Below are 20,592 nucleotides of genomic sequence, written 5' to 3' on the forward strand. Positions count from 1 at the left end.
GGATGCTATCGGCCGCGGCGACCCGGGCGGGTGGCGCGGACACCTGGGCAGGCGGTGCCGCCGGCCCACCTGGGAGGATGGCGAGGTGAGCGAGAGAGGCGCGCGCTACGAGCGCTCGTTCAACGGACTGGTCGGCGCCATCATCGTCACGGTGGTGGCGGTGGTCGGGTTCGTCGTGTTCACGAGCATCTTCCGCGACCCGGCCGAGACCGAGCTGGAGTCCCAGGACTACCTCACGACCGTGCGCGACCTGCAGGCCGGCGGGGTCGACGTCGTCCACCCGGCCGACCTGCCCGAGGGGTGGCGGGCCACCGACGTCCGGTACGACCCGGGGGAGCGGCCGCGGTTCGAGCTCAACCTCGCCACCGGGGACGGGTCGTTCGTCGGGCTGCGCCAGGTCGACGCCGACGTCGACGACCTCCTCGACGAGGCCGGGCTCGAGGACGCCGACGAGGCCGATCCGCTCACCGGCGTCGGCGCCGTCGCCGACCCGTGGGACGGGTGGAGCGATGCCGACGGCGACCACGCCTACAGCGCCGACGTCGACGGCGAGACCGTGCTGGTCTACGGGTCGGTGCCGGCCGACGACCTGGCCGACCTCGTCGGCCGGCTCAGCGTGGAGCCCGTGCCTCAGGAGAGCCCGAGCCCGTCGGGCCGGTGACGGCCTCGAAGCGCTGCCGGGCACCGTCGAGCCAGTCCTGGCAGGTCGTCGCGAGCGCCTCGCCCCGCTCCCAGAGCGCCAGCGACTCCTCCAGGGTCGTGCCTCCGGCCTCGAGACGACGGACGACGTCGACGAGCTCTTCTCGGGCCTCCTCGTAGGTCTGGGCCTGGTCGGTGGCCTGGTCGGGGTCGGGGGTGGTGGTCATGCGGGGTCCTCCTCGGTGGACGTGACGTCGGCGTGCACCCGGCCGTCGGCCACCCGCACGCTGACCCCGGCGCCGGCGTGGACGCCGGCCACCGAGGTCACGACGTGGCCGTCGACGTCCTGGAGGACGGCGTAGCCCCGCTCGAGGGTGGCGAGCGGCGAGAGCGCGCGGGCGCGGGCGCGCTGGTGGGCGATGTCGTCGGCGGCGCGGTCGAGCCGGTGCACCAGGCAGCGTCGGGCGCGCTCGCGCAGCATGGCGAGCTCGTGGTCGTGGCGGTCGACCAGCGTGCGGGGGTCGGCGAGCGCCGGCCGCGAGCGGAGCGCGTCGAGCCCGGCCTGCTCCCGCGTGAGGCTGCCGTGCAGCAGCGATCGGAGCCGATCGCGGGCCGCGGCGACGGCGTGGGCCTCGGCGGCGACGTCGGGGACGACGAGCTTGGCGGCGTCGGTGGGTGTGGAGGCGCGGACGTCGGCCACGAGGTCGAGCAGCGGCTGGTCGGGCTCGTGGCCGATCGCGGAGACCACCGGGGTGCGGGCCTTCGCCACCGCCCGGAGCAGGCCCTCGTCGCTGAACGGCAGCAGGTCCTCGACCGACCCGCCGCCGCGGGCGATCACGACCACGTCGACCTCGTCGTCGCGGTCGAGGCGCGCGAGGGCCTCGATCACCTCGCCGGCCGCGCGCGAGCCCTGCATGGTGGCGTGCACGACGGTGAACTCGACCGCCGGCCACCGACGCTTGGCGTTGTCGAGCACGTCGCGCTCGGCGGCCGACCGGGGTGCGGTGACCAACCCGACCCGGCGGGGCAGGAACGGCAGCGCGCGCTTGAGGGCGTGGTCGAAGAGCCCCTCGGCCGCCAGCAGCTGGCGTCGGCGCTCGATGCGGGCGAGCAGCTCGCCGAGCCCGACCATCCGGATCTCGCGGGCGTGGAGCGACAGGCTGCCGCGGTTGGCGTAGTAGGACGGCTTGGCGTGCACCACGACGCTGGCGCCCTCGACCAGCGGCGGGTTCATCGAGTCGACGAGGGCACGGGGTGCGGTGACCTGCACGGAGATGTCGGCGACGGAGTCGCGCAGCGTCAGGAACACCGTCGCCAGCCCGGGTCGCTTGCTGAGCTGGGCGACCTGGCCCTCGACCCAGACCGCGCCGAGCCGGTCGATCCAGCCCGAGATCGCGTTGGCGACCTGCCGGACGGGTGCCGGCTGCTCGGCGGACGACTGGAGGGCCATGCGCGCGAGGTTACTGGGGCGTGCCGACGGTCCACGCGTCCTCCAGCAGGCGGCCGGCCTGGGCGAGGGTCAGGCCCAGCCGGCGGGCGGTGGCGGCGTACTCCGCGGCGGCGTCGACGGCGTCGGCCGGCGCGCTCGCGGCGGCGATCGACGTGCCGCGACGACCCTCGGTGACGACGACGCCGTCGGCCTCGAGCTCGGTGTAGACGCGCTGCACGGTGCGCACCCCGATGCCGAGGTCGGTCGCGAGCCGGCGGACCGTGGGCAGCCGGGTCCCCGCGGCGAGGTCGCCCGAGGCGGCGCGCCCGGCGATCTGGGCGCGCAGCTGCTCGTAGAGCGGGGTCGACGCGTCGGGATCGAGGGGGTGGATGGTCACCGTCGCAGGCTACGGGCTGGTAAGACGGACCCGTGACCTATGCGCTGGTGGTCGGGGAGTCGCTCGTCGACGTGGTGACCGACGCGTCGGGCGCGACGGTCGAGCGGCCCGGGGGCAGCGCCGCCAACGTCGCCGTCGCGCTGGCGCGGCTCGGCCGGCCGGTGCGGTTCGCCACGGCGTACGCCGACGACCCGCGGGGCGCGGCGGTCGCTGAGCACCTGGTCGCCTCGGGCGTCGTGCTGGCGACCGACCCGCACGTGCTGACCCGGACCTCCTCGGCTGCCGCGACGATCGGTGCCGACGGCTCGGCGTCCTACGTCTTCGACCTCGACTGGCGGGTCGGACCGGTCGACCTCGACGAGGACCCGCTGTTCGTGCACGTGTGCTCGATCGGTGCCGTGCTCGAGCCCGGGGCCGACGACGTGCTGGCGCTGCTCGACCGCCTCGGCCCCGCCACCACCGTGACCTACGACGTCAACGCCCGCCCGGCGATCACCGGCACGGGTCCCGAGGTCGTCGGGCGCGTGGAGTCGGTCGCCCGGCGGGCGCACGTGGTCAAGGCCAGCGACGAGGACCTCGCCGTGCTCTACCCGTCGTACGCCGTCGCCGAGGCCGCCGCCCACCTGCGCTCGCTCGGCGCGCGGGCGGTGGTGGTGACGCGGGGCGCCGACGGCGCGACCTGGACCGACGCCGACGGCACCGTCACCGGCGCGGCGACCCCGACCACCGTCGTCGACACCATCGGTGCCGGCGACACGTTCTCGGCGGCGATCATCGATGCGCTCTGGTCGGGCCTCGACCCGGCCGCCACCGTCGCCCACGCCGCTCGCGCCGCCGCGGTCACCGTGTCGCGCCTCGGCGCCGACCCGCCGACGCGCGCCGACCTCGGATAGCCCCTACGGCGCCAGCCAGGAGTGCACGAGCGGGACGACCGAGGCGCCCTCACCGGAGGCGGCGGCGACGCGCTTCATCGAGCCGGCGCGGATGTCGCCGACGGCGAAGACGCCGGGGACCGTGGTGGCGAGGTCGGCCGGCGGGAGGCCGTCCTTCCAGGCCGACTGCGGCACGTCGCGGCCGGTGAGCACGAAGCCGTGGGAGTCGCGGGCGACGCCGCCCGGCAGCCAGTCGCAGTGCGGCTCGGCGCCCAGGAGCAGGAACAGGCCCTGCACCTCGCGGCGGGTGACGGCGCCGGTGGCGGTGTCGCGGACGTCGAGCCACTCGAGGCGGCCCTCGCCGCCGCCGTCGGCGATCTCGGCGCAGGTCTGCACCTCGATCCGCGGGTTGTAGGTGATCTCGGTGACCAGGTAGGACGACATGGTCTCGCCCAGCGACGGACGCCGGACCATGATCGTCACCGACGCGGCGAAGCGGGCGAGGTGGATGGCGGCCTGGCCGGCGGAGTTGCCGCCCCCGACCACGACGACGTGGTAGCCCTGCATCTCCCGCGCCGACGACAGCGCGGAGCCGTAGTTGACGCCCAGGCCGACCAGGTCCTCGACGCCCTGGCAGCCGAGCTTGCGGTAGGCCACGCCGGTGGCGATCACGACCGAGCGGGCCGCGACGACGCCGTCCTCGGTGCGCAGCAGGTGGTGGCCCTCGGGGCTGTGCTCCAGGGCGTCGACCTCCCAGCCGGTCATGAACTGCACACCGAAGCGGATCGCCTGGTTGCGCGCCCGCTGGGCGAGCCGCATCCCCGAGATGCCACGGGGGAAGCCGAGGTAGTTGCGGATCATCGACGACGTCCCGGCCTGCCCGCCGACGGCGTCGGCCTCGAGCACGACCGTGGAGAGGCCCTCGCTGCCGCCGTACACCGCCGCCGCGAGGCCGGCCGGGCCCGCGCCGACGATGGCGAGGTCGACCACGCCCTCCACCTGGGGCTGGCCGGGCGTGCCGAAGATCTGGATCGCGACCTCGCGCACCGACTGGGGCGCGTACGCCGGGCGACCCATCGTCCGCACCAGCGGCCAGGTCACGGTGCCGCCTGCGCCCTCGTGCTCCTCGACCACCTCGCGACCCTCGTCGGTCTCGGGCTCGAAGACGCGGGTCGGCAGGCCCATCCGCGTGGTGAACTCGCGCACGGCACTGGTCAGGGCGTGGCCGGCAGGGGAGACGATCCGCACCATCTCGACCTCGGGCGCCGCGACCGTGGAGCCCCAGTCGGAGAGGAGCTCGGTGATCGCGCCGTGGAACTCCTCGTCGCGGACGCCGCGGGGCATCAGCAGGTAGGCGTCGTACTTGCCGGTGGCCAGGCCGGGCCGCAGCGCCGGGGCCTGCTCCTGGAACCGCGCGTACGGCGCCGCGATCACGCGCCGGGCGGTGGGCACCTTCTTGCGCCAGTGGTGGAAGGCCTCGAGCGGGTGCGCGTCCGGCAGGTCGCCGTCCTGGACGAAGAGGGCGACCGTGCCGCCCTCGGACTTGACCTGGAGGACGACCTCGATCGCCTCGGCCGCCGAGCGGGCGGTGCGCAGGTCGTAGTCGCGGGCGTAGCGCCCGAACTCGTCGAGGAGGAAGTCGGAGTGCTGGGCCGAGACGAGGAGGATGACGGGATCGGACACCCGCGCATTATGGCGCGGCCGGATGTCCGTCCGGTGACCTCAGTCGCGCCAGAGCAGGAGACGCAGCAGGTGCCGGGCGGCCTGGCGGGTCACAGGAGCACCATCAGCAGCACGATCAGGGCGGTGACCGCCAGGGACAGGAGCAGGGAGCCGACGCAGCCGAGCCGGTTGCTGAAGAAGAACACGGTCAGGTCCTCGGGTAGGAGGGTGGAGGGGCGGGGGAACGGCGACGGCGCGACCTCGTCGAGGCCGCGCCGTCACCGGTCGATCAGTGGCGGTTCGCGCCACCGTTGTCGTGCTCGTCACGGTCGTAGAAGTCCCGGCTGCCCGACTTCGCCAGGCCGCGGCTGACCAGGTAGCCGATGGTCAGCAGGGTGACCAGGAACCAGGCGTCCTGGGGTCCGAAGTCGCTCTCGCCGTCGGAGACGGCCGAGGCGACGAGGACGCCGATCACGGCGACGACGTAGGCGATCAGCTCGGTGGTCTTGAACGACGCCTTGGTCTCGGTGCTGACGCGCCGGGCGCTGGTGGGGTTGTGGTTGGTCGTGGTGCTCATGGTGTTTTCTCCTCATGGATAGACGCACGCCGAGGCGGTGGGAACGGGACCGGGTCGGTCCGGGGCGCGGGCGCAGTTGGGGGGAGCCTCGTCCGTACTCACCGGTGTCCCTTCCGGCTGGCAACCAACAACCCGTTCGGGTGATAGCGCCCCGGTGCGGCCGTGATCCACGTCTCCGCGGCGGCCGCTGCGACCGGCCGGCCCGCGTGCGGGAGGATGGACCGGTGCGCCTCCGGATCGACCTCGCCTACGACGGCAGCGGGTTCCACGGGTGGGCGGCCCAGCCGGGGTTGCGGACCGTGCAGGGTGAGCTGGTGGCGGCGCTCGCGACGGTGCTGCGGCTCCCGCCCGGGCAGGTCGCGGTGGTCTGCGCCGGACGCACCGACGCCGGCGTCCACGCTCGGGGCCAGGTCGTGCACACCGACGTCGCCGACGACACGCTGCCCGACCGGCTGGTCCGCCGGCTCAACGGCGTCCTGCCCCCCGACGCGCGGGTCCGCCGCGTGGCCGGGGCGCCGCCCGGGTTCGACGCCCGCTTCGGGGCGCTGTGGCGCCGCTACGCCTACCGCGTCGCCGACGCGCCCGACCTGCTCGACCCCCTGTCCCGCGCGCACGTCCTGGCCTGGCCCCGACCGCTCGACCTCGAGGCGATGAACCAGGCCTCGGCGCTGCTGGTCGGGCGGCACGACTTCGCGTCGTTCTGCAAGCAGCGTGCGGGTGCCACCACGATCCGCACCCTGCTCGAACTGTCCTGGACCCGTGACGAGGCCGGCGTCGCGGTCGCGACCGTGCGCGCCGACGCGTTCTGCCACAGCATGGTGCGCTCGCTGGTGGGCTGCCTGCTGGCGGTGGGGGAGGGACGCCGTCCAGCCTCCTGGGCGGCGGACGTCCTGCGCGCGGAACGCCGTGACGCCGCGGTCGCCGTCGTCCACGCCCACGGCCTCACGCTCGAGGAGGTCGCCTACCCGCCCGACGACGAGCTCGCCCCGCGGGCCGCGCAGACGATGGCGCGCCGGGTGCGCGGTGACGTCGATGGCTGAGGAGCACTACTTCACCGCCGACCCGTCGGTGCCGTTCAGGCGGGCCGCGGTCGAGGTCGACGTGTGGGGACGCCGGATGACGCTCGACACGGGCTCCGGCGTCTTCGCCCAGGGCCGGCTCGACGTGGGGACCGCCGCGCTGTTCCGCGAGACCCCTCCGCCGACGGGCGACGTCGCGTCGGTGCTCGACCTCGGCTGCGGCTACGGCGTGATCGGGCTCGCCGTGGCGCTCGCACTGCCCGCGGCCCGGGTGACCGCGGTCGACGTCAACGAGCGCGCGCTGCTCCTGACCCGCGACAACGCCGCCGCCCTCGGCGTCGTCGACCGCCTGGTGGCCGCGACCCCCGAGGCGGTCGACCCGGCGGCGACGTTCGACGAGATCTGGTCGAACCCCCCGATCCGGATCGGCAAGCCGGCCCTGCACGACCTGCTGCTGACCTGGCTCCCGCGCCTCGCGCCGGGCGGTCGCGCCGTGCTGGTGGTCGGCAAGAACCTCGGTGCCGACTCCCTGCAGCGCTGGCTGGGGGAGCAGGGCTTCCCGACCGAGCGGCTGGCGAGCGCCAAGGGCTTCCGGGTGCTGGAGTCGCGCCGCGCCTGAGGGTGACGGTGGTCGAGCCGGGTGCGGAACGAGCCCGGGTCGAGACCCGGGCGATGGGAGGCACCCTGCGGGGGTCTCGACTCGTCCTCGCTGGCGCTCGGACGGCTCGACCAGCGTCGGGTGGCCGCGGTGGTCGAGCCGGGTGCGGAACGAGCCCGGGTCGAGACCCGGTGCGGGAAGGCACCCTGCCGGGGCGGCTCGAGCCAGCGGGGGCTAGAAAAACACCCCGGCGCGCGCCGTGCGTGAGCACGACGCGCGCCGGGGCGCTGATCAGGTGCGGGTCAGCGCTTGAACGTGACCGTGACCGTGCTGCGTCCGCCGCCGTTGAGCGCGACGACCAGCAAGCCCTTCACCTGGGCCCGCTTGGCGAGCACCTTGCGGGCCTGCTTGTTGAGCGAGATCCGCACGGTGCCGGTCTTGCCACCGGCGATGGAGACCTTGCCGGAACCCAGGACCTTGCCGCTGTACTTCAGCGTCACGGTTCCGACGCAGCGCACCCCGACGGGCTTGCAGGTCGCCTTGGCCGTGCCGACGCGTCGTGCCTTGTCGGCGTCGACCTTGCGCGGGTTGACCGTGAGGACCGGCGCCGGCGCCGGCGCCGGCTTGGCCTTGACCACGACCTGGACGGTCGTCTCGCTGGGGTTCACCGAGTCGTTGCCGGCGTAGCCCACCGTGAGGGTGCGCGTACCGACGGTGGTCAGCGGACCGGCCTTGACCGTCGCCTTGCCGTCGACCAACGTGCCGGTGCCGACGGTCGTGGTGCCGTCCTTGACCGTGACCTCGCCGGTGGGCGTGGCGCCGTCGGCGGCCACGGTCACGGCGATGTCGGTCGTGCCGCCCACCTGCACCGTGGACGGGGTCGCCGTCGCGGTGGTGGTGGAGGTGGCGACGTCCGGCTCCTCCAGGTTGTTGATCCGGACGTTGCGGAAGTAGACCTGGTCCTCGGCGGCACCGTGGGTCTGCAGCCCGATGTAGGACGGCAGGTTCATCCGGTTGGCGTCGGTGTCGAGGAAGTCGTTGATCAGGGAACCGTTGAGGTAGACCCGGATCCGGTCACCCTCGACCCGGATGTCGTAGCTGTTCCACTGACCGTTTGCCTTGAGCGCGGCGTCCCGGGCGGCCTTGTCGGCGCCCTGGAAGTTGTAGATCGCACCGGTCGTCTTGTTGTCGGCGTCGGTCTCGTCGATCTGGACCTCGTGACCCTTGTCGATCGGGCCCTGCGTGCCGCCCTGCGGGTCCGGGAACCCGACGAAGACACCGGAGTTGCCGTTGCCGGGCTTCATCCACTCGAGCTTCAGCGAGTAGTCGTGGTCGATCGGGTCGGTGTGCCACAGCAGACCGAAACCACCAGCGGTGAGGATCGAGCAGCGCACGTTCTCCGGAGCCGTCGCGGGCTGGTGGACCATCTCGCCGCCACCGGCCATCCGCCAACCGTCGGTGAGGTCGGCGCGGGTGCCGTCGTACAGCACCTCGTAGCCCGCCTCGGCGGTCGTGGGGACGCAGGTGTCGGCCGGGAGGGCGGTGTCGGTGACGAGGAAGTCGTCGAACCGGGCGATCTCGCTGCCCGCGCCGTTGTAAGCCGCCAGCCCGAGCATCGGACGGTTGATCCCGGTCAGGCCGAAGGTCGACCCACCCGGCTGCGGCCCGACGTTGACCCACGTGGTGCCGCCGTCGACGGAGTACTGACCACGCAGCGCCGACCCGTCCGAGATCAGCTTGAGCCGGACGCCGGTGACGTTGGCGCCGACCGGCAGCTTCGTGACCGGCTGGCTGTAGGCCAGCCCGCCGCCGGTGATCTTGCCGAGCTCGACGACCCAGCCTTCCTGCGGGTGGTTCATCACGACGAGCTTGCCGTAGTTCTGGCCGTCGCCGTAGGCCACGAGACCGGACTGGATGTAGTCGTCGGTGCCGTCGACGGCGACCGTGGTCTCGACGGTCCAGGTGTTGTCGGCCTGCGGGGTCTTCTGCAGGACGAGGTTCTCGACGGAGGTGGTGCCACCGCTGAGGTCACCGGCCCGGGCGTTGATCTCCAGCTTGCCGCCGGCGAGGCGGTAGCCGGCGCGGACCTCGTTGACGACGTTCCAGCGGCACGGGTCGAGCGCGGCACCGTCGAACTCGTCGTTCGCCGCGACCGGCTCGGTGCCGCAGTCGAGGGCCCCGGGCATCCGGACGGCGAGGTGGTCGATGTTGACGTTGCCCTCGTCGCCGGTGGCATAGGCGATCTTGACCGTGTTCTCACCCAGCTCGAGCGGCAGGACGACGTCCTTGGTCAGCCAGGTCTTCCAGCTGCCGCCCGGCGGGAAGGCGACCCGCTGCACCTGGTCGCCGACCGTGACCGTCATGTGCTTGGTCTGGTTGGGCTGCGGGTCGGGACCGTTGGCGAACCGGATGGTCGTCGGGTGGTCGCCCGCCTCGGCGGCGTGGACCTTCATCGTGGTGCTCGCACCCTGGTTCCAGGTGCCGCCCATGAAGCCGCTGCCGGTGTAGCCGGCGTGCTCCGTGTCGGCCTTGGCGCCGTTCTCGAGCTCGCCGTCCTCGGCCTCGTAGAGAGTGCCGCGCTCGGGGACGAACTTGAGGAGGTCGAGGTTCACGTTGCCGTCGTCGTCGGCGTCGTAGCGCAGGACGACGTTGTTGAGCCCCTCGGTGAGGTCGACCTTGAAGCGGAACGTGCCCCAGGTCTTCCAGGTGCCGGTCGAGGGCAGCGAGATCTGCTGCTCGACGCCGTTGACGACGAGCGAGAGCTTCTTCGGGCCCGCGAACGGGTCGGGTCCGTTGGCGTAGCGCAGCGCGACCTCGTGCTCACCGGCCTCGGTGGCGGTGACCGCGGTGGTGATCGAGGCGCCTACCGTGTTGAAGCCACCGACGAAGCCGGTGCCGCTGTAGCCGGCGTGCTCGGTCTGCGGGGTGGCCGTGCCGCCGAGGACCTGGTCCTCGAGCTCGTACAGGCCGGGAATGGCCGGCGGGGCGGGCGGGGCGACGTAGCCCGGGTAGCTGTTGAGGGTGTACCAGGCCTCGGTGTTGTAGAGCGGGTCGCCGTCGGCCGAGGCGAAGGGACGCGGGGAGCGCAGGTGCACGACCCGGTCGGGCTTCAGGCCGTCGACCGCGAGGGTGACGGTGGTGCCGTCAGCCGACGCGGTGGCCGAGGTGACGTCGAGGGTCTCCTGGTCCAGCTTGTCGCCGCCGTACGCCGCGGTGGCGCGGTAGCGCCACTGCTCGACCTCGTACTTGGTCTCCAGCTCGGCGATCGTCGCGGCCGAGACGGGCTCGGTGTAGGTGATCTCGAAGCCGCCCTCGACGACCTCCATCGACTTCATCTCGAAGGCGGTCTGGCCGGTGGGGACCAGCATCTGCAGGCCGTAGGGCAGCTTGCCCGACTGCTCCCAGTTGCCGCCGCCACCGATGCCGCCGATGACGATCGTGCCGCTGGGGTCCATGAGGACCTCGTTGACGCCGGCCTCGAGGCCCTGCGTGCTGCGGAACAGCGCGCCCTGGTACTCGCCCTCGACCTTCTCGAGGAAGGCGCGCTGCAGGCCGCCGTAGGTGACGTCACCGATGAGCAGCTGGTCGGCGAAGGGCCCGTCGGGGACCATCACCGGCGTGCTCGGCGAGTTGGCGATCTCGTTCTGCGGCATCCACAGGACCGGCTTGGTCACCGGGCTGCTCTGGAACGGGCCGGCCGGGTTGGTGCGGTGCTCGAAGAACCGGCCCTGCTTGATGTGCACGAGCTTGGACGACGGCAGCCAGCCGCCCTGGTTGTCGGTGACGAAGACGCCGTCCTCGGGCCCGAAACCGATGCCGTTGGGGGTGCGCAGGCCGCCGGCGACCACTGTCGCCTGACCGGTGGTGTCGTCGATCTCCACCGTGTTGCCGCGCATCTGGACCCCGCCGGCGCCGAGCGGCGCCTGCTGCGGGTTGGTCGTCGCGCCGCCGTAGTCGATCGACACCGAGGTGTTGAGGATGAACTTGCCGTCACGGTGCAGCAGGCCGAAGGCGAACTCGTGGAAGTTGCCGCTGGTCGGCACCTCCCACAGCCGGAACTCGGAGTCGAGCTCGGGGTCGGCGTCGGTGTTGTCGAGCCGGATCAGCCCGTCCTTCTCGGAGACCCAGTACTCCTTGGTGCCGTCGCTGTTGGTGTCGACGAGGGCGAGGCCCTGGGGCTCGCGCATGCCGCCGTAGAGCTTGGTCCTGACGATGTCGGCCGGGCCGTCGGCGGTGCGGGCGCCCGCGAGGCGCCACAGCTCGCCCTCGGAGGTCTGGTTGGTCGGGCTGCCGGTGCCGCCCCAGGTGAGGACGAGCAGGTCGTCGCCCTCCCAGGCCAGGCCGGTCACGTCGGGCTGCCAGCTCGGGTCGCGCAGGGTGACGAGCTTGTAGGCCGGGTTCACGGTGTTGAGCGGGAGGCCGTCACCGGGGGCGTCGTAGGCCCCCTCGCACTCCTTGGTGCCGGGGGCGACGACGCGGGTGACGCCGGACTTGGTCGAGAGGACGTCGTTGCCGACGAGGCTGAAGGTGCTCTGGCCGGGCTTGCGCCACCGCAGGGTGAGCTCCTGGCCGTTGGTCGCCTCGAAGAACTCCGTGCGGAGGTCGTGCACGCCGGCGGTCAGCGTGACCGAACCGGTCTTGGCCACGGCGCCGTGCAGACCGTCGTTGTTGATGATCTGCTTGCCGTCGATGAACAGCCGTGAGCCGTCGTCGCTGGTCAGCTGGAACTCGTAGGTGCCCTCGACGTCGATCGTGAGGTTGGCCAGCGCGTGGGCGATGAAGTTGTCCGCCATCGCGTCCTGGGTGCTGCTGAACTGGGCGTTGGTCGTCCAGTTGATGTTCGGCATCAGCTTGTCGACGTTGGGCGTCGTCGCCGGCTTGAGGGTGCAGAGCGAGGTGAGTCCCGCGGCGACCCGGTAGACGCGCATGGTCACGCCGGGCTCGTCGCCAGCAGGCGGAGCCAGGCTGGCCACCGCGGCGCCGGCGCCCGAGGCCGGTGCCGCCATCGCGGCCATGACGCCGGCGCCGAGGGCGACGGCAAGACCGCCGGAGAGGAGGCGGCGAGCGCGGCTCCTCACGGGCGGGTGGTGCAAGGGAGAAGCGGGCACGTCGAGGCGTCCTTCCGGAGTGGTGACAGCAATCACAGACTGCTCCCCTGCATTATGCCGACCGTCACACGACTTTTGTCTAGGGATCGGACGAAACTTTCCGAGATACCGTCCAAAGGGTGACGGACCGTCGCGACGTGCACCCGCACCACCTGATGCGTGCGCTCCTGGCCGACCCGCTGGTGCGCGACGTGCTGCGCGACCTCGCGACCGACCCCGACGAGCTGCGGCTGACCCTCGACCGGCGGTGGTTGGCCGCGGCGGACACGATCGAGGTCGAGGAGATCGAGGCGGTCGGGATCGACCTGCCGAGCGTGCTGGTCGCCGTCAACCCGCCCTTCGACCATCCACCCGACTGGGGCGGGCGGCAGTTGACCGAGGCCACGCGCGAGCTGTTGATCAGGGCCCTCGGGCTCCGCGGGACCACCGCCGGACCGCGGGTCACCACCGGCCACCTGCTCCTGGCCCTGATGACCACCCGCGACGGCATCGTCGCCGGCACCTTCCGCGACCACGGCCTGCGGCTGCGCGCCGTCCGGCCGGTGGTCGAGCGGTGGAGCACGCGCGGCTGAGACCCCTGCGGTCAGCGGGACGCGGCGCGGGCGCCGTCCGGGCCGCGCTTGCCGCCCTTGCCGCTCTTGCCGGTCTTGCCGCTCTTGGCTGGTGCCGCCGGGGGTGGGAGAGGCGGAGGGGGCGGACGGAACGGGCGCCACCAGTTCCAGGTGCCGAGCAGCGTCATCACCGCGGGCAGCAGCAGGCCGCGCACGACGGTGACGTCGAGCAGGACCGCCACGCTCATCCCGATGCCGATCTCCTTGACGGCGACCAGCTCGCCCACGGCGAAGCCGCCGAAGACGATGCCTATGCAGATCGCGGCGGCGGTGACGACGGGACCGGTGGAGGTGATGCCGACGAGCACGGCGCGGTCGTTGGCCTCGCGGCTGTCGTCGCGGCGCCGGTCCCACTCCTCCTTGATCCGGGAGAGCAGGAAGACCTCGTAGTCCATCGACAGGCCGAAGACGAGGACGAGCAGCAGCAGGGGCGTGGTGAGGTCGAGGGCCCCCCAGGGCTCGAAGCCGAGCGGCCCGGAGCCCCACCCCCACTGGAACACCGCCACCAGCACGCCGAGGGTGGCGGTGAGGGTGAGCAGGTTGAGCAGCAGCGCCTTGACCGGGACCACGACCGACCCGGTGAGCACGAGCAGGAGCGCGATCGTGGCCAGCACGATCAGCACCAGCGCGACCGGGAGGCGCTCGGCGGTGGAGGCCTTGGCATCGACCAGCTCAGCGGCCGGGCCGCCCACCTGCAGCGGCAGGCCGTCGAGGTCGCGGACCGCGCGGACGAGCTCCTGCGCGTCTGGCCCGTCGGGCTGGCCCTCGGGCACGACCTCCACCCAGGTCACGCCGTCGAGGTCCTCCAGGACGAAGGCGCCGGCGGCTCCCGGCAGCTCGTCGAGCTCGACGAGCAGTGCCTGCACCTCCTCGACGGCCGGGTCGCCGTCGACCAGCACGGTGAGCGGCCGGAGGGCGCCCTCGTCGAACGCCTCGTCGACCAGCTCGGCGGTCTCCCGTGCCTCGCTGCCGGCCGGCAGGGCGCGCTCGTCGGAGTTGGCGAGCTCGAGCTGCAGCAGCGGGACGCCGAGCACCAGCAGGGTGCCGACCACGGCCACCGTCACCGCGACCGGGCGCCGCTGGGCGAACCTCGCCAGCCCGGCCAACGTGCCGGGGGTCCGGCTGCGGGCGCGTGCGCGCCAGACCCAGGTACGCCGGCCGCGTGCGGGGATGTGGCGGTGGGTCACCGCGACGAGGGCCGGCACCAGGGTCAGGCCGGCCACCGTGGCCAGCGCGACCACGAGTGCGCCACCGAGCGCCATCGCGGACAGGAGGGGGTCGGCCAGGACGACGAGGCCGGTCATCGCGGTGCCCACCGCGAGCCCGGAGACGATCACGGCCCGTCCGGCGGTGGCCGTCGTCCGCGAGAGCAGCGTCTCCACGGTCGCCTTGCGGTCGGCGGCCGCCTCCTCGCGGTAGCGGAAGACGATCAGCAGGCTGTAGTCGACGGCGAGGCCGATGCCGAGCAGCGTGACGATGTTGACGGCGTACTCGCTGACGGCCACGGCGCTCGCCGCGGCGGTCAGGGCCAGCAGGGTGGTGGCGATGACCGCGACGGCGGCAGCGAGGGGGAGCGCCGCGGCGCGCGCCCCGCCCAGGACCAGGAGCAGCGCGACGCAGAGGAACACCAGTGCGACGACCTCGCCCCGGACGGTGTCGGCGATGGCCTGGTCGGCGAAGTCGCGCTCGGCCAGCACCTCGCCGCCGACGAGCACCTGCGGGGCGTCGATCGTGCGCAGCACCTCGGCCACCCGGTCGGCGACCGCGACGGCCTCGTCCTCGCCGAGGTCGCGCTGGAGCTCGACCTCGACCAGGGCCGTGGTGCCGTCGCCGCCGGCCGGTCCGCCGCCGCTGTAGGGGTCACCGACCCGCGCGACTCCCTCGATCCCGCGGATCTCGGTGACCGCCTGGGTGAACTGCTCGAGGAGCCCGGTGCTGAACAGGTCCTGACCCCCGATGACGGCCACGACCGTCTCGCCCTCGGGCACGAGACGGTCGAGGCGCTCGGTGACCTCGGTCGACTCCAGGCCGGGACGGGTGCCGTCGATCGGCTCGGTCTTGTCGTAGACACCGCCACCGAGCACGGCGCCGGCCACGGCCACGAGGGTCCAGCAGGCCAGCACCAGCCGGCAGTGGCGGGCGACCCAGGCGCCCAGTCGCTGCAGCACTCGTCCCCCGTCCCGACCACGGCACCGCCGGCACCGCCGGCATCGCCGGCCCCGGCGGCACGGCGGGGACGATGATGCCAGCCCGGGTCGGGCGGGGGCGTCGGGCCCGTGCTGGGTCGGCTGCTTGATGGGGCGGTGACGTCTGGTGGTCGTGGGGCGGGGCGGGCGGGATTTCACCGGTTCACCGGTGAAATCTGGTGCGCGTGGGATCGGGGGCGAGGTTTCTCCGGTCCACCGGGGAAGTCTGAACTTCCCGGGCAATGCATTGCCCGGGAAGTTCAGGTATTGCCTGGGGAGTGGTGCGCCCGGGCCTGGTGTGACGCGTGGGATCCCGGGGGGTGCGGGATTCCCCGGTTCACCGGGTAATCCCGCACCCGGGGCCCCCGACCTCACACGAACGCGCTGATCCCCGTCTCGGCCCGCCCGATCAGCAGCTTCTGCACCTGGCTCGTGCCCTCGTACAGCGTCATCACCCGGGCGTCGCGCAGGTACTTCGCGGCGGGGTACTCATCGACGTAGCCGGCGCCGCCGTGGATCTGGATCGCCAGGTTGGCGGCGCGGACGGCGGCCTCGGAGGCGAACAGCTTGGCCTTGGACGCCGCGACGCCGAACGGCTCGTGCCGGTCGACGAGGTCGGCGGTGCGCCAGACCAGCAGCCGTGCGGCGTCGGCGTCGAGCGAGATGTCGGCGATCATGTCCTGCACCAGCTGGAAGCCGGCGATCGGACGGCCGAACTGGGTGCGCTCCTTGGCGTAGGCGACCGACGTCTCGAGGCAGCCCTGGACGATGCCGACGCAGCCGGCGGCGACGGCGAGCCGCCCCTTGTCGAGGGTGGACATCGCGACCTTGAAGCCGCGGCCCTCGCCCTCGGGGCCGCCGAGCATCGCCGACGCCGGCACGCGGACGTCGTCGAGGAACAGCTCGGCGGTGGCCTGGCCGCGCAGGCCGAGCTTGCCCTTGATCTCGCGGGCCTCGAAGCCGGGGGCGTCGGTCGGGACCAGGAACGCCGAGATGCCGCGGGCGCCGGAGTCGGGGGCGCCGGTGCGCGCGAAGACGAGCGCGACCTGGGCCCAGGTGCCGTTGGTGATGAACAGCTTCTGCCCGGTGATCAGCCAGTCGTCGCCGTCGCGGACGGCGCGGGCGGTCAGGTTGCCGGCGTCGGAGCCGGTGCCGGGCTCGGTGAGCCCGAAGCAGCCGAGCACCTCGGCCGAGGCGATCGGGGGCAGCCACTCGCGCTTCTGCTCCTCGGTGCCGTGGAACAGGATCGACTTGCCGACCAGCCCGCTGCTCACCGAGACGATGCCGCGCAGGGCCGAGTCGGCCCGGCCCAGCTCCTCCATCGCGAGCGCGTAGGTGACGTAGTCGCCGCCGAGGCCGCCGTACTCCTCGGGGATGGTGAGCCCGAAGAACCCGAGCGCGGCCATCTTGGGCACGATCGCGAGGTCGACGGACTCGTCGCGGTCCCACTGCGTGCGGTGCGGGACCGCCTCGCGGTCGAGGAAGTCGCGGGCCGCCTGCCGGAAGGCGGTCTGCTCGTCGGTGAGGCTGAGGTCCATCAGGTGCCCTTCGTGGTCGCGTCGAGCCCGGCGGCGAGCAGCGGCTCGACGGCCTCGCCGACCCGGTCGAACCCGTCGCCGACGGTCTGGCCGGCGAGGAAGCGGTGGTGGATGCCCTCGAGGATGACCGCGATCTTGAGGTAGGCCAGCCCGAGGTGGAAGGACAGGTCGCCGAGCGGGCGACCGCCCGCACGCTCGTACGCCGCCAGCTGGGCGTCGCGGTCGGGGTAGCCCGGCGCGCGGCTCGCGTCGGCGACGGCGCCGCCGCCGGTGATGCTGCCCAGGTCGTCGTAGACCAGCAGCAGCGCGACGTCGGTGAGCGGGTCGCCGAGCGTGGCCATCTCCCAGTCGACGACCGCCTTCACCGGCCCACCCGACGACCGGGCGTCGCCGGGCACGGTGAGCAGGTTGTCGAGGCGGTAGTCGCCGTGCACGATGCCGGGCGGGCCGTCGGGCGGCACTGACCCGGCGAGCCGGGCCAGCAGGGCGTCGGCGTCGGGGAGCGGGCGGGTGGCCGACCCCTCGAGCTGGCGGCCCCAGCGGCGCACCTGCCGCTCGAGGAACCCGGTGGGCCGCCCGAAGTCGCCCAGCCCGACCTCCTCGGGGACCACGGCGTGCAGGCGCGCCAGCACCTCCGCCATCGCGGCCGCGAGCCCGGCGGTGCGCTCGGGTCCGACCTCCTCGAGCTGTGCGGCGGTGCGGTAGGCCTCGCCGGCGACCTTCTCCATGACGTAGAACTCCGCGCCGAGCACGGCGGGGTCGGCGCAGTGCGCGAAGGTCGCCGGCACGGGCACGTCGGACCCGGCCAGCGCCGACATCGCGGTGTACTCCCGGCCCATGTCGTGGGCGGTGGCCTGCACGTGGCCGAGCGGGGGGCGGCGTACGACGAACGTGGAGGTGCCGTCGGTGACGGAGTAGGTGAGGTTGGACTTGCCGCCCGAGATCAGGGACGCCTCGACCGGGCCGGCGAGCTCGCCCGGGCGGACGTCGTCGTACCAGCGCCGGAACGCGTCGGCGTCGAAGCCGGGCACCGCTGACGGACTCATGACAGCCCGTCGACCTTGGACTGCAGGCGCCGCATGCCGGCGAGCCACCGGTCGGTGTCGGCCGCTCGGGCGGCGTAGTAGCCGGCGACCTCGGGGTGGGGGAGCACCAGGAACCGCTCGTCGTCGAGGGAGGCCGCCCAGGCGTCGGCGACGGCGTCGGGACTCAGCGCCTCGTCGCGGGAGAGCAGGTCCTTGAGCGGTCCGGCCTGGTCGAGCATCGCGGTCTGCACGCCCTGGGGGCAGATGGCCTGGACGGCGACGCCGCGGTCGCCGTAGGTGACCGAGAGCCACTCGGCGAACCCGACGGCCGCGTGCTTGGTGGTGGAGTACGCCGCCGCACCGACCATCGTCAGCAGCCCGGCCGCCGAGGCGGTGACGACGAAGCGACCGCCGCGGCCGTCGCCCGAGCCCTCGAGCCACGTCGGCACGAGCGCGCGGGCGGCGCGGACGTGGCCCATCACGTTGACGTCGAGCATCCGGGCCCACTCGTCGTCGGGCAGCTGCAGGCTGTCGGGCGTCGTCCGGTCGATGCCGGCGTTGGCGCAGTAGACGTCGATGCGCCCCAGCGCGTGCGCGGCGGCGGCGATGAGCTCGTCGACGCCGGCGGTCGAGGAGCAGTCGCCGGGCAGCGGGACCGCCCCGATCTCCGCCGCGGTGGTCGCGAGCCGGTCGGCGTCGAGGTCGTTGACGACGACCCGGGCGCCCTCGGCGACCAGGCGCGAGGCGAGGGCGCGGCCGATCCCGCCGGCCGCGCCGGTGACGACGGCGCCCTTCCCGTCGAGCGCCTGGTGCCCCATCAGTGCCCGCCCATCAGTGCTGGCCCTGCAGGCTGATGCCGCCGTCGGCGACGATGGTCTGCCCGGTCAGCCACGACGCCTCGTCGGAGAGCAGGAACGCCACCAGCGCGCCGATGTCGTCGGTCTCGCCGAGCCGCTTCATCGGGTAGGCGGCCGACGCCTCCTCCTCGCGGCCGACGTAGAGCGCCTCGGCGAACCTGGTCTTGACCACGGCCGGGGCCACGGCGTTGACCCGGATGGCCGGGGCGAGCTCCTGGGCGAGGGTCTCGGTGAGGGAGACCAGCGCGGCCTTGCTGGCGCCGTACATCGAGATGAACGGCGCCGGCCGCACGCCGGAGAGCGAGGAGACGTTGACGACCGCGCCGCCGTGCTCCTTCATCCGGGCGTGGAACGCCTCCTGGGTCCAGGCCAGGGCCGCGACCACGTTGACGTCCATGATCTTGCGGGCGGCGTCGAGGTCGAGGTCCATCAGCATCCCGAACGCCGGGTTGATGCCGGTGTTGTTGACCAGGAGGTCGAGGCTGCCGAACGTCTCGACCGCCGCCGCCACGGTCTCACGGCGGTGGTCGGGGTCGGCGGCGTTGCCGGGGACGCCGAGCGCGTGCTCGGCCCCACCGAGGGTCTCCACGGCCTCGGCCAGCGCCTCCGGCCTGCGCGCGGTGATCACCACGCGCGCGCCCTCCTCGACCAGGCGCTGCGCAACGCCCAGGCCGATGCCGCGGCTGGCGCCGGTGACGACGGCGGTCTTGCCGGCCAGGCCCCTCATCCGATGGTCCGCAGGTGAGGGTGGTCGAGCCCGGCGAGCGCCAGCGAGCCCGGGTCGAGACCCGGTGAGGTGCACGGGTACGGCGAGCACGGACCTTGCGGGGGCCTCGACTCGCGGTGACTTCGTCCCCGCGGCTCGACCACCGTCGCCAGGCCGCTCACACGCCCGCCGCCACGTCGAGCGGGTCGATGGCGTCGTACGACGTCAGCCGCGCGTCGAGGGCGCGCAGGTGGTGGCCGGCGTCGCCGAGGAGGTGGTCGAGGACGGTGAGGTGGGCGGTGAAGGTGCCGACGTTGTACTCCGCCGTCATCGCGATCCCGCCGTGCAGCTGGATCGCCTCCTGGCCGACGTGGCGTCCGGCCCGGCTGACCTGCAGGCCCACGCGCGCCGCTGCGTCGGCGACCGCGTCGGGGTCGCCGCCGGCGACGACCATGGTGGCCCAGTCGACCAGGCTGACGGTGAGCTCCTGGCTGGTGTACATGTCGGCGGCCCGGAAGGTGAGCGCCTGGAAGCTGTTGAGCGTGACGCCGAACTGCTTGCGGTTCTTGAGGTAGTCGACGGTCGCCGCGAGCTGGGTCTGCATCGCCCCGAGCGCCTCGTTGGCGGCCATGATCCGGGTGACGTCCTGGATCGTGGCGATGCTGCCGGTCACGTCGGCGCCGGCCGTGCCGAGCGGCGTGGCGGGCGTGGCGTCGAAGGTGATCCGCGCGGCGCGGCCGCCGTCGGGCAGCGGGTAGCCGTCGCGCTGCACCGACGACCCCGACGACCCCGACGACAGCGCGTCGCCGGAGACCACGAACAGCCCGGTGCCGCCGCCCTCGAGCGCCCCGGACACGACGAGGACGTCGGCCCGGGCGCCGTGCAGGACGGCGTCCTTGGTGCCGGTGAGCGTGCCGTCGGCAGCCGCGCGGACGTCGTGGGCCGACGGGCTCCAGCGGCGGCCGGGCTCGTCGTGGGCGAACGCGAGCACGCTCCGGCCCTCGGACAGCGCGCCGAGGAGCTCCTGGCGCTGCTCGGGCGTGCCGACCGCGGAGACCAGCCCACCGGCGTACACGACCGAGGCGAGGTAGGGCTCGGGGGCGAGCACGCGACCGAGCTCGCGGCACACGATCGCGATCTCGACGGGGCCGGCGCCGACGCCGCCGTCGTCCTCGCTGAACGGCAGGCCCAGCAAGCCCATCTCGGCCATCTGGGCCCAGAGCCGCTCGTCGAAGCCGGGGTCGGCCCCGGCGGTCTGGCGGCGGTGCTCCCAGTCGGCGTAGGCCTTGCCGACCAGTCCTCGCACAGCGTCGCGGAGGGCGGTCTGCTCGTCGTCGTAGCTGAAGTCCATGTCCGTCTCCTAGTCGG

General features: G+C 73.4%; 17 protein-coding genes. 5 read left to right on the forward strand and 12 right to left on the reverse strand.

Translation table 11 applies throughout. The annotated features are described in order from the left end of the window. Positions 1-85 precede the first annotated feature (85 nt). Positions 86-661: a DUF4245 family protein gene (locus AC4MBH_RS12205; RefSeq protein WP_491795143.1), complete on the forward strand. Its 576-nt coding sequence runs from the start codon at positions 86-88 to the stop codon at positions 659-661. Here AC4MBH_RS12205 and AC4MBH_RS12210 read toward each other — a convergent pair. From AC4MBH_RS12210 to AC4MBH_RS12220, 3 genes are read right to left on the reverse strand one after another with little or no spacing between them, the layout of a single operon-like run. Beyond that, a complete protein-coding gene (locus tag AC4MBH_RS12210; protein WP_491795144.1) occupies positions 612-866 on the reverse strand; it encodes an exodeoxyribonuclease VII small subunit in 255 nt (84 codons plus the stop codon). The genes AC4MBH_RS12205 and AC4MBH_RS12210 overlap by 50 nt on opposite strands. Further along, positions 863-2,089 (reverse strand): exodeoxyribonuclease VII large subunit, encoded by a 1,227-nt coding sequence (xseA, locus tag AC4MBH_RS12215; RefSeq protein WP_491795145.1) that lies wholly within the window; start codon positions 2,087-2,089, stop codon positions 863-865. The genes AC4MBH_RS12210 and xseA overlap by 4 nt, the downstream gene beginning before the upstream one ends. A 10-nt stretch (positions 2,090-2,099) precedes the next feature. Next, positions 2,100-2,465 carry a GntR family transcriptional regulator gene (locus tag AC4MBH_RS12220; protein WP_491795147.1) on the reverse strand — a complete coding sequence of 122 codons (366 nt, stop codon included), beginning with the start codon at positions 2,463-2,465 and terminating at the stop codon, positions 2,100-2,102. Positions 2,466-2,497: 32 nt separating this feature from the next. On the opposite strand from AC4MBH_RS12220, the gene AC4MBH_RS12225 reads away from it, so the two are divergent. Continuing rightward, positions 2,498-3,358 carry a PfkB family carbohydrate kinase gene (locus AC4MBH_RS12225; protein ID WP_491795148.1) on the forward strand — a complete coding sequence of 287 codons (861 nt, stop codon included), beginning with the start codon at positions 2,498-2,500 and terminating at the stop codon, positions 3,356-3,358. Positions 3,359-3,361: 3 nt separating this feature from the next. Here the strand turns inward: AC4MBH_RS12225 and AC4MBH_RS12230 are convergent, their stop codons facing one another. Both AC4MBH_RS12230 and AC4MBH_RS12235 read right to left on the reverse strand, forming a co-directional pair. Next, the gene (locus AC4MBH_RS12230; RefSeq protein WP_491795149.1) at positions 3,362-5,020 is read right to left on the reverse strand and encodes an NAD(P)/FAD-dependent oxidoreductase; all 1,659 of its coding nucleotides are present in this window, start codon (positions 5,018-5,020) and stop codon (positions 3,362-3,364) included. Between the two features lie 268 nt (positions 5,021-5,288). Next, on the reverse strand, positions 5,289-5,576 hold the full coding sequence (locus AC4MBH_RS12235) for a hypothetical protein (protein WP_491795150.1): 288 nt from the start codon (positions 5,574-5,576) through the stop codon (positions 5,289-5,291). Positions 5,577-5,800: 224 nt separating this feature from the next. Here AC4MBH_RS12235 and truA point away from each other — a divergent pair, with 224 nt between their 5' ends. Next, entirely contained in the window at positions 5,801-6,616 is an 816-nt protein-coding gene (gene truA / locus AC4MBH_RS12240) for a tRNA pseudouridine(38-40) synthase TruA (protein WP_491795151.1), read from the forward strand. Beyond that, positions 6,609-7,214 (forward strand): class I SAM-dependent methyltransferase, encoded by a 606-nt coding sequence (locus AC4MBH_RS12245; protein WP_491795152.1) that lies wholly within the window; start codon positions 6,609-6,611, stop codon positions 7,212-7,214. The genes truA and AC4MBH_RS12245 overlap by 8 nt, the downstream gene beginning before the upstream one ends. A gap of 281 nt (positions 7,215-7,495) precedes the next feature. Here AC4MBH_RS12245 and AC4MBH_RS12250 read toward each other — a convergent pair whose 3' ends face one another. Beyond that, positions 7,496-12,271 carry a 3-keto-alpha-glucoside-1,2-lyase-like domain-containing protein gene (locus AC4MBH_RS12250; protein WP_491795153.1) on the reverse strand — a complete coding sequence of 1,592 codons (4,776 nt, stop codon included), beginning with the start codon at positions 12,269-12,271 and terminating at the stop codon, positions 7,496-7,498. A gap of 149 nt (positions 12,272-12,420) precedes the next feature. Between AC4MBH_RS12250 and AC4MBH_RS12255 the strand changes: the two genes are divergently transcribed. After that, the gene (locus AC4MBH_RS12255) at positions 12,421-12,873 is read left to right on the forward strand and encodes a hypothetical protein (RefSeq protein ID WP_491795154.1); all 453 of its coding nucleotides are present in this window, start codon (positions 12,421-12,423) and stop codon (positions 12,871-12,873) included. A gap of 11 nt (positions 12,874-12,884) precedes the next feature. Here AC4MBH_RS12255 and AC4MBH_RS12260 read toward each other — a convergent pair whose 3' ends face one another. The 6 genes from AC4MBH_RS12260 to AC4MBH_RS12285 form a co-directional block, all read right to left on the reverse strand. Continuing rightward, on the reverse strand, positions 12,885-15,080 hold the full coding sequence (locus AC4MBH_RS12260) for an MMPL family transporter (RefSeq protein WP_491795155.1): 2,196 nt from the start codon (positions 15,078-15,080) through the stop codon (positions 12,885-12,887). A gap of 389 nt (positions 15,081-15,469) precedes the next feature. After that, complete coding sequence (locus AC4MBH_RS12265) at positions 15,470-16,636, reverse strand: acyl-CoA dehydrogenase family protein (protein ID WP_491795156.1); 1,167 nt, start codon at positions 16,634-16,636, stop codon at positions 15,470-15,472. Next, the gene (locus AC4MBH_RS12270) at positions 16,636-17,682 is read right to left on the reverse strand and encodes a phosphotransferase family protein (protein WP_491795157.1); all 1,047 of its coding nucleotides are present in this window, start codon (positions 17,680-17,682) and stop codon (positions 16,636-16,638) included. Before AC4MBH_RS12270 ends, AC4MBH_RS12265 begins: the two co-directional genes overlap by 1 nt. Then, positions 17,679-18,479 (reverse strand): SDR family oxidoreductase, encoded by an 801-nt coding sequence (locus AC4MBH_RS12275; protein ID WP_491795158.1) that lies wholly within the window; start codon positions 18,477-18,479, stop codon positions 17,679-17,681. The genes AC4MBH_RS12270 and AC4MBH_RS12275 overlap by 4 nt, the downstream gene beginning before the upstream one ends. A 13-nt stretch (positions 18,480-18,492) precedes the next feature. Further along, positions 18,493-19,245: an SDR family oxidoreductase gene (locus AC4MBH_RS12280; protein WP_491795159.1), complete on the reverse strand. Its 753-nt coding sequence runs from the start codon at positions 19,243-19,245 to the stop codon at positions 18,493-18,495. Between the two features lie 157 nt (positions 19,246-19,402). Then, positions 19,403-20,575 (reverse strand): acyl-CoA dehydrogenase family protein, encoded by a 1,173-nt coding sequence (locus AC4MBH_RS12285; protein ID WP_491795160.1) that lies wholly within the window; start codon positions 20,573-20,575, stop codon positions 19,403-19,405. Positions 20,576-20,592: the final 17 nt, after the last annotated feature.

Source organism: Nocardioides sp. WJ219 (genome assembly GCF_058559815.1).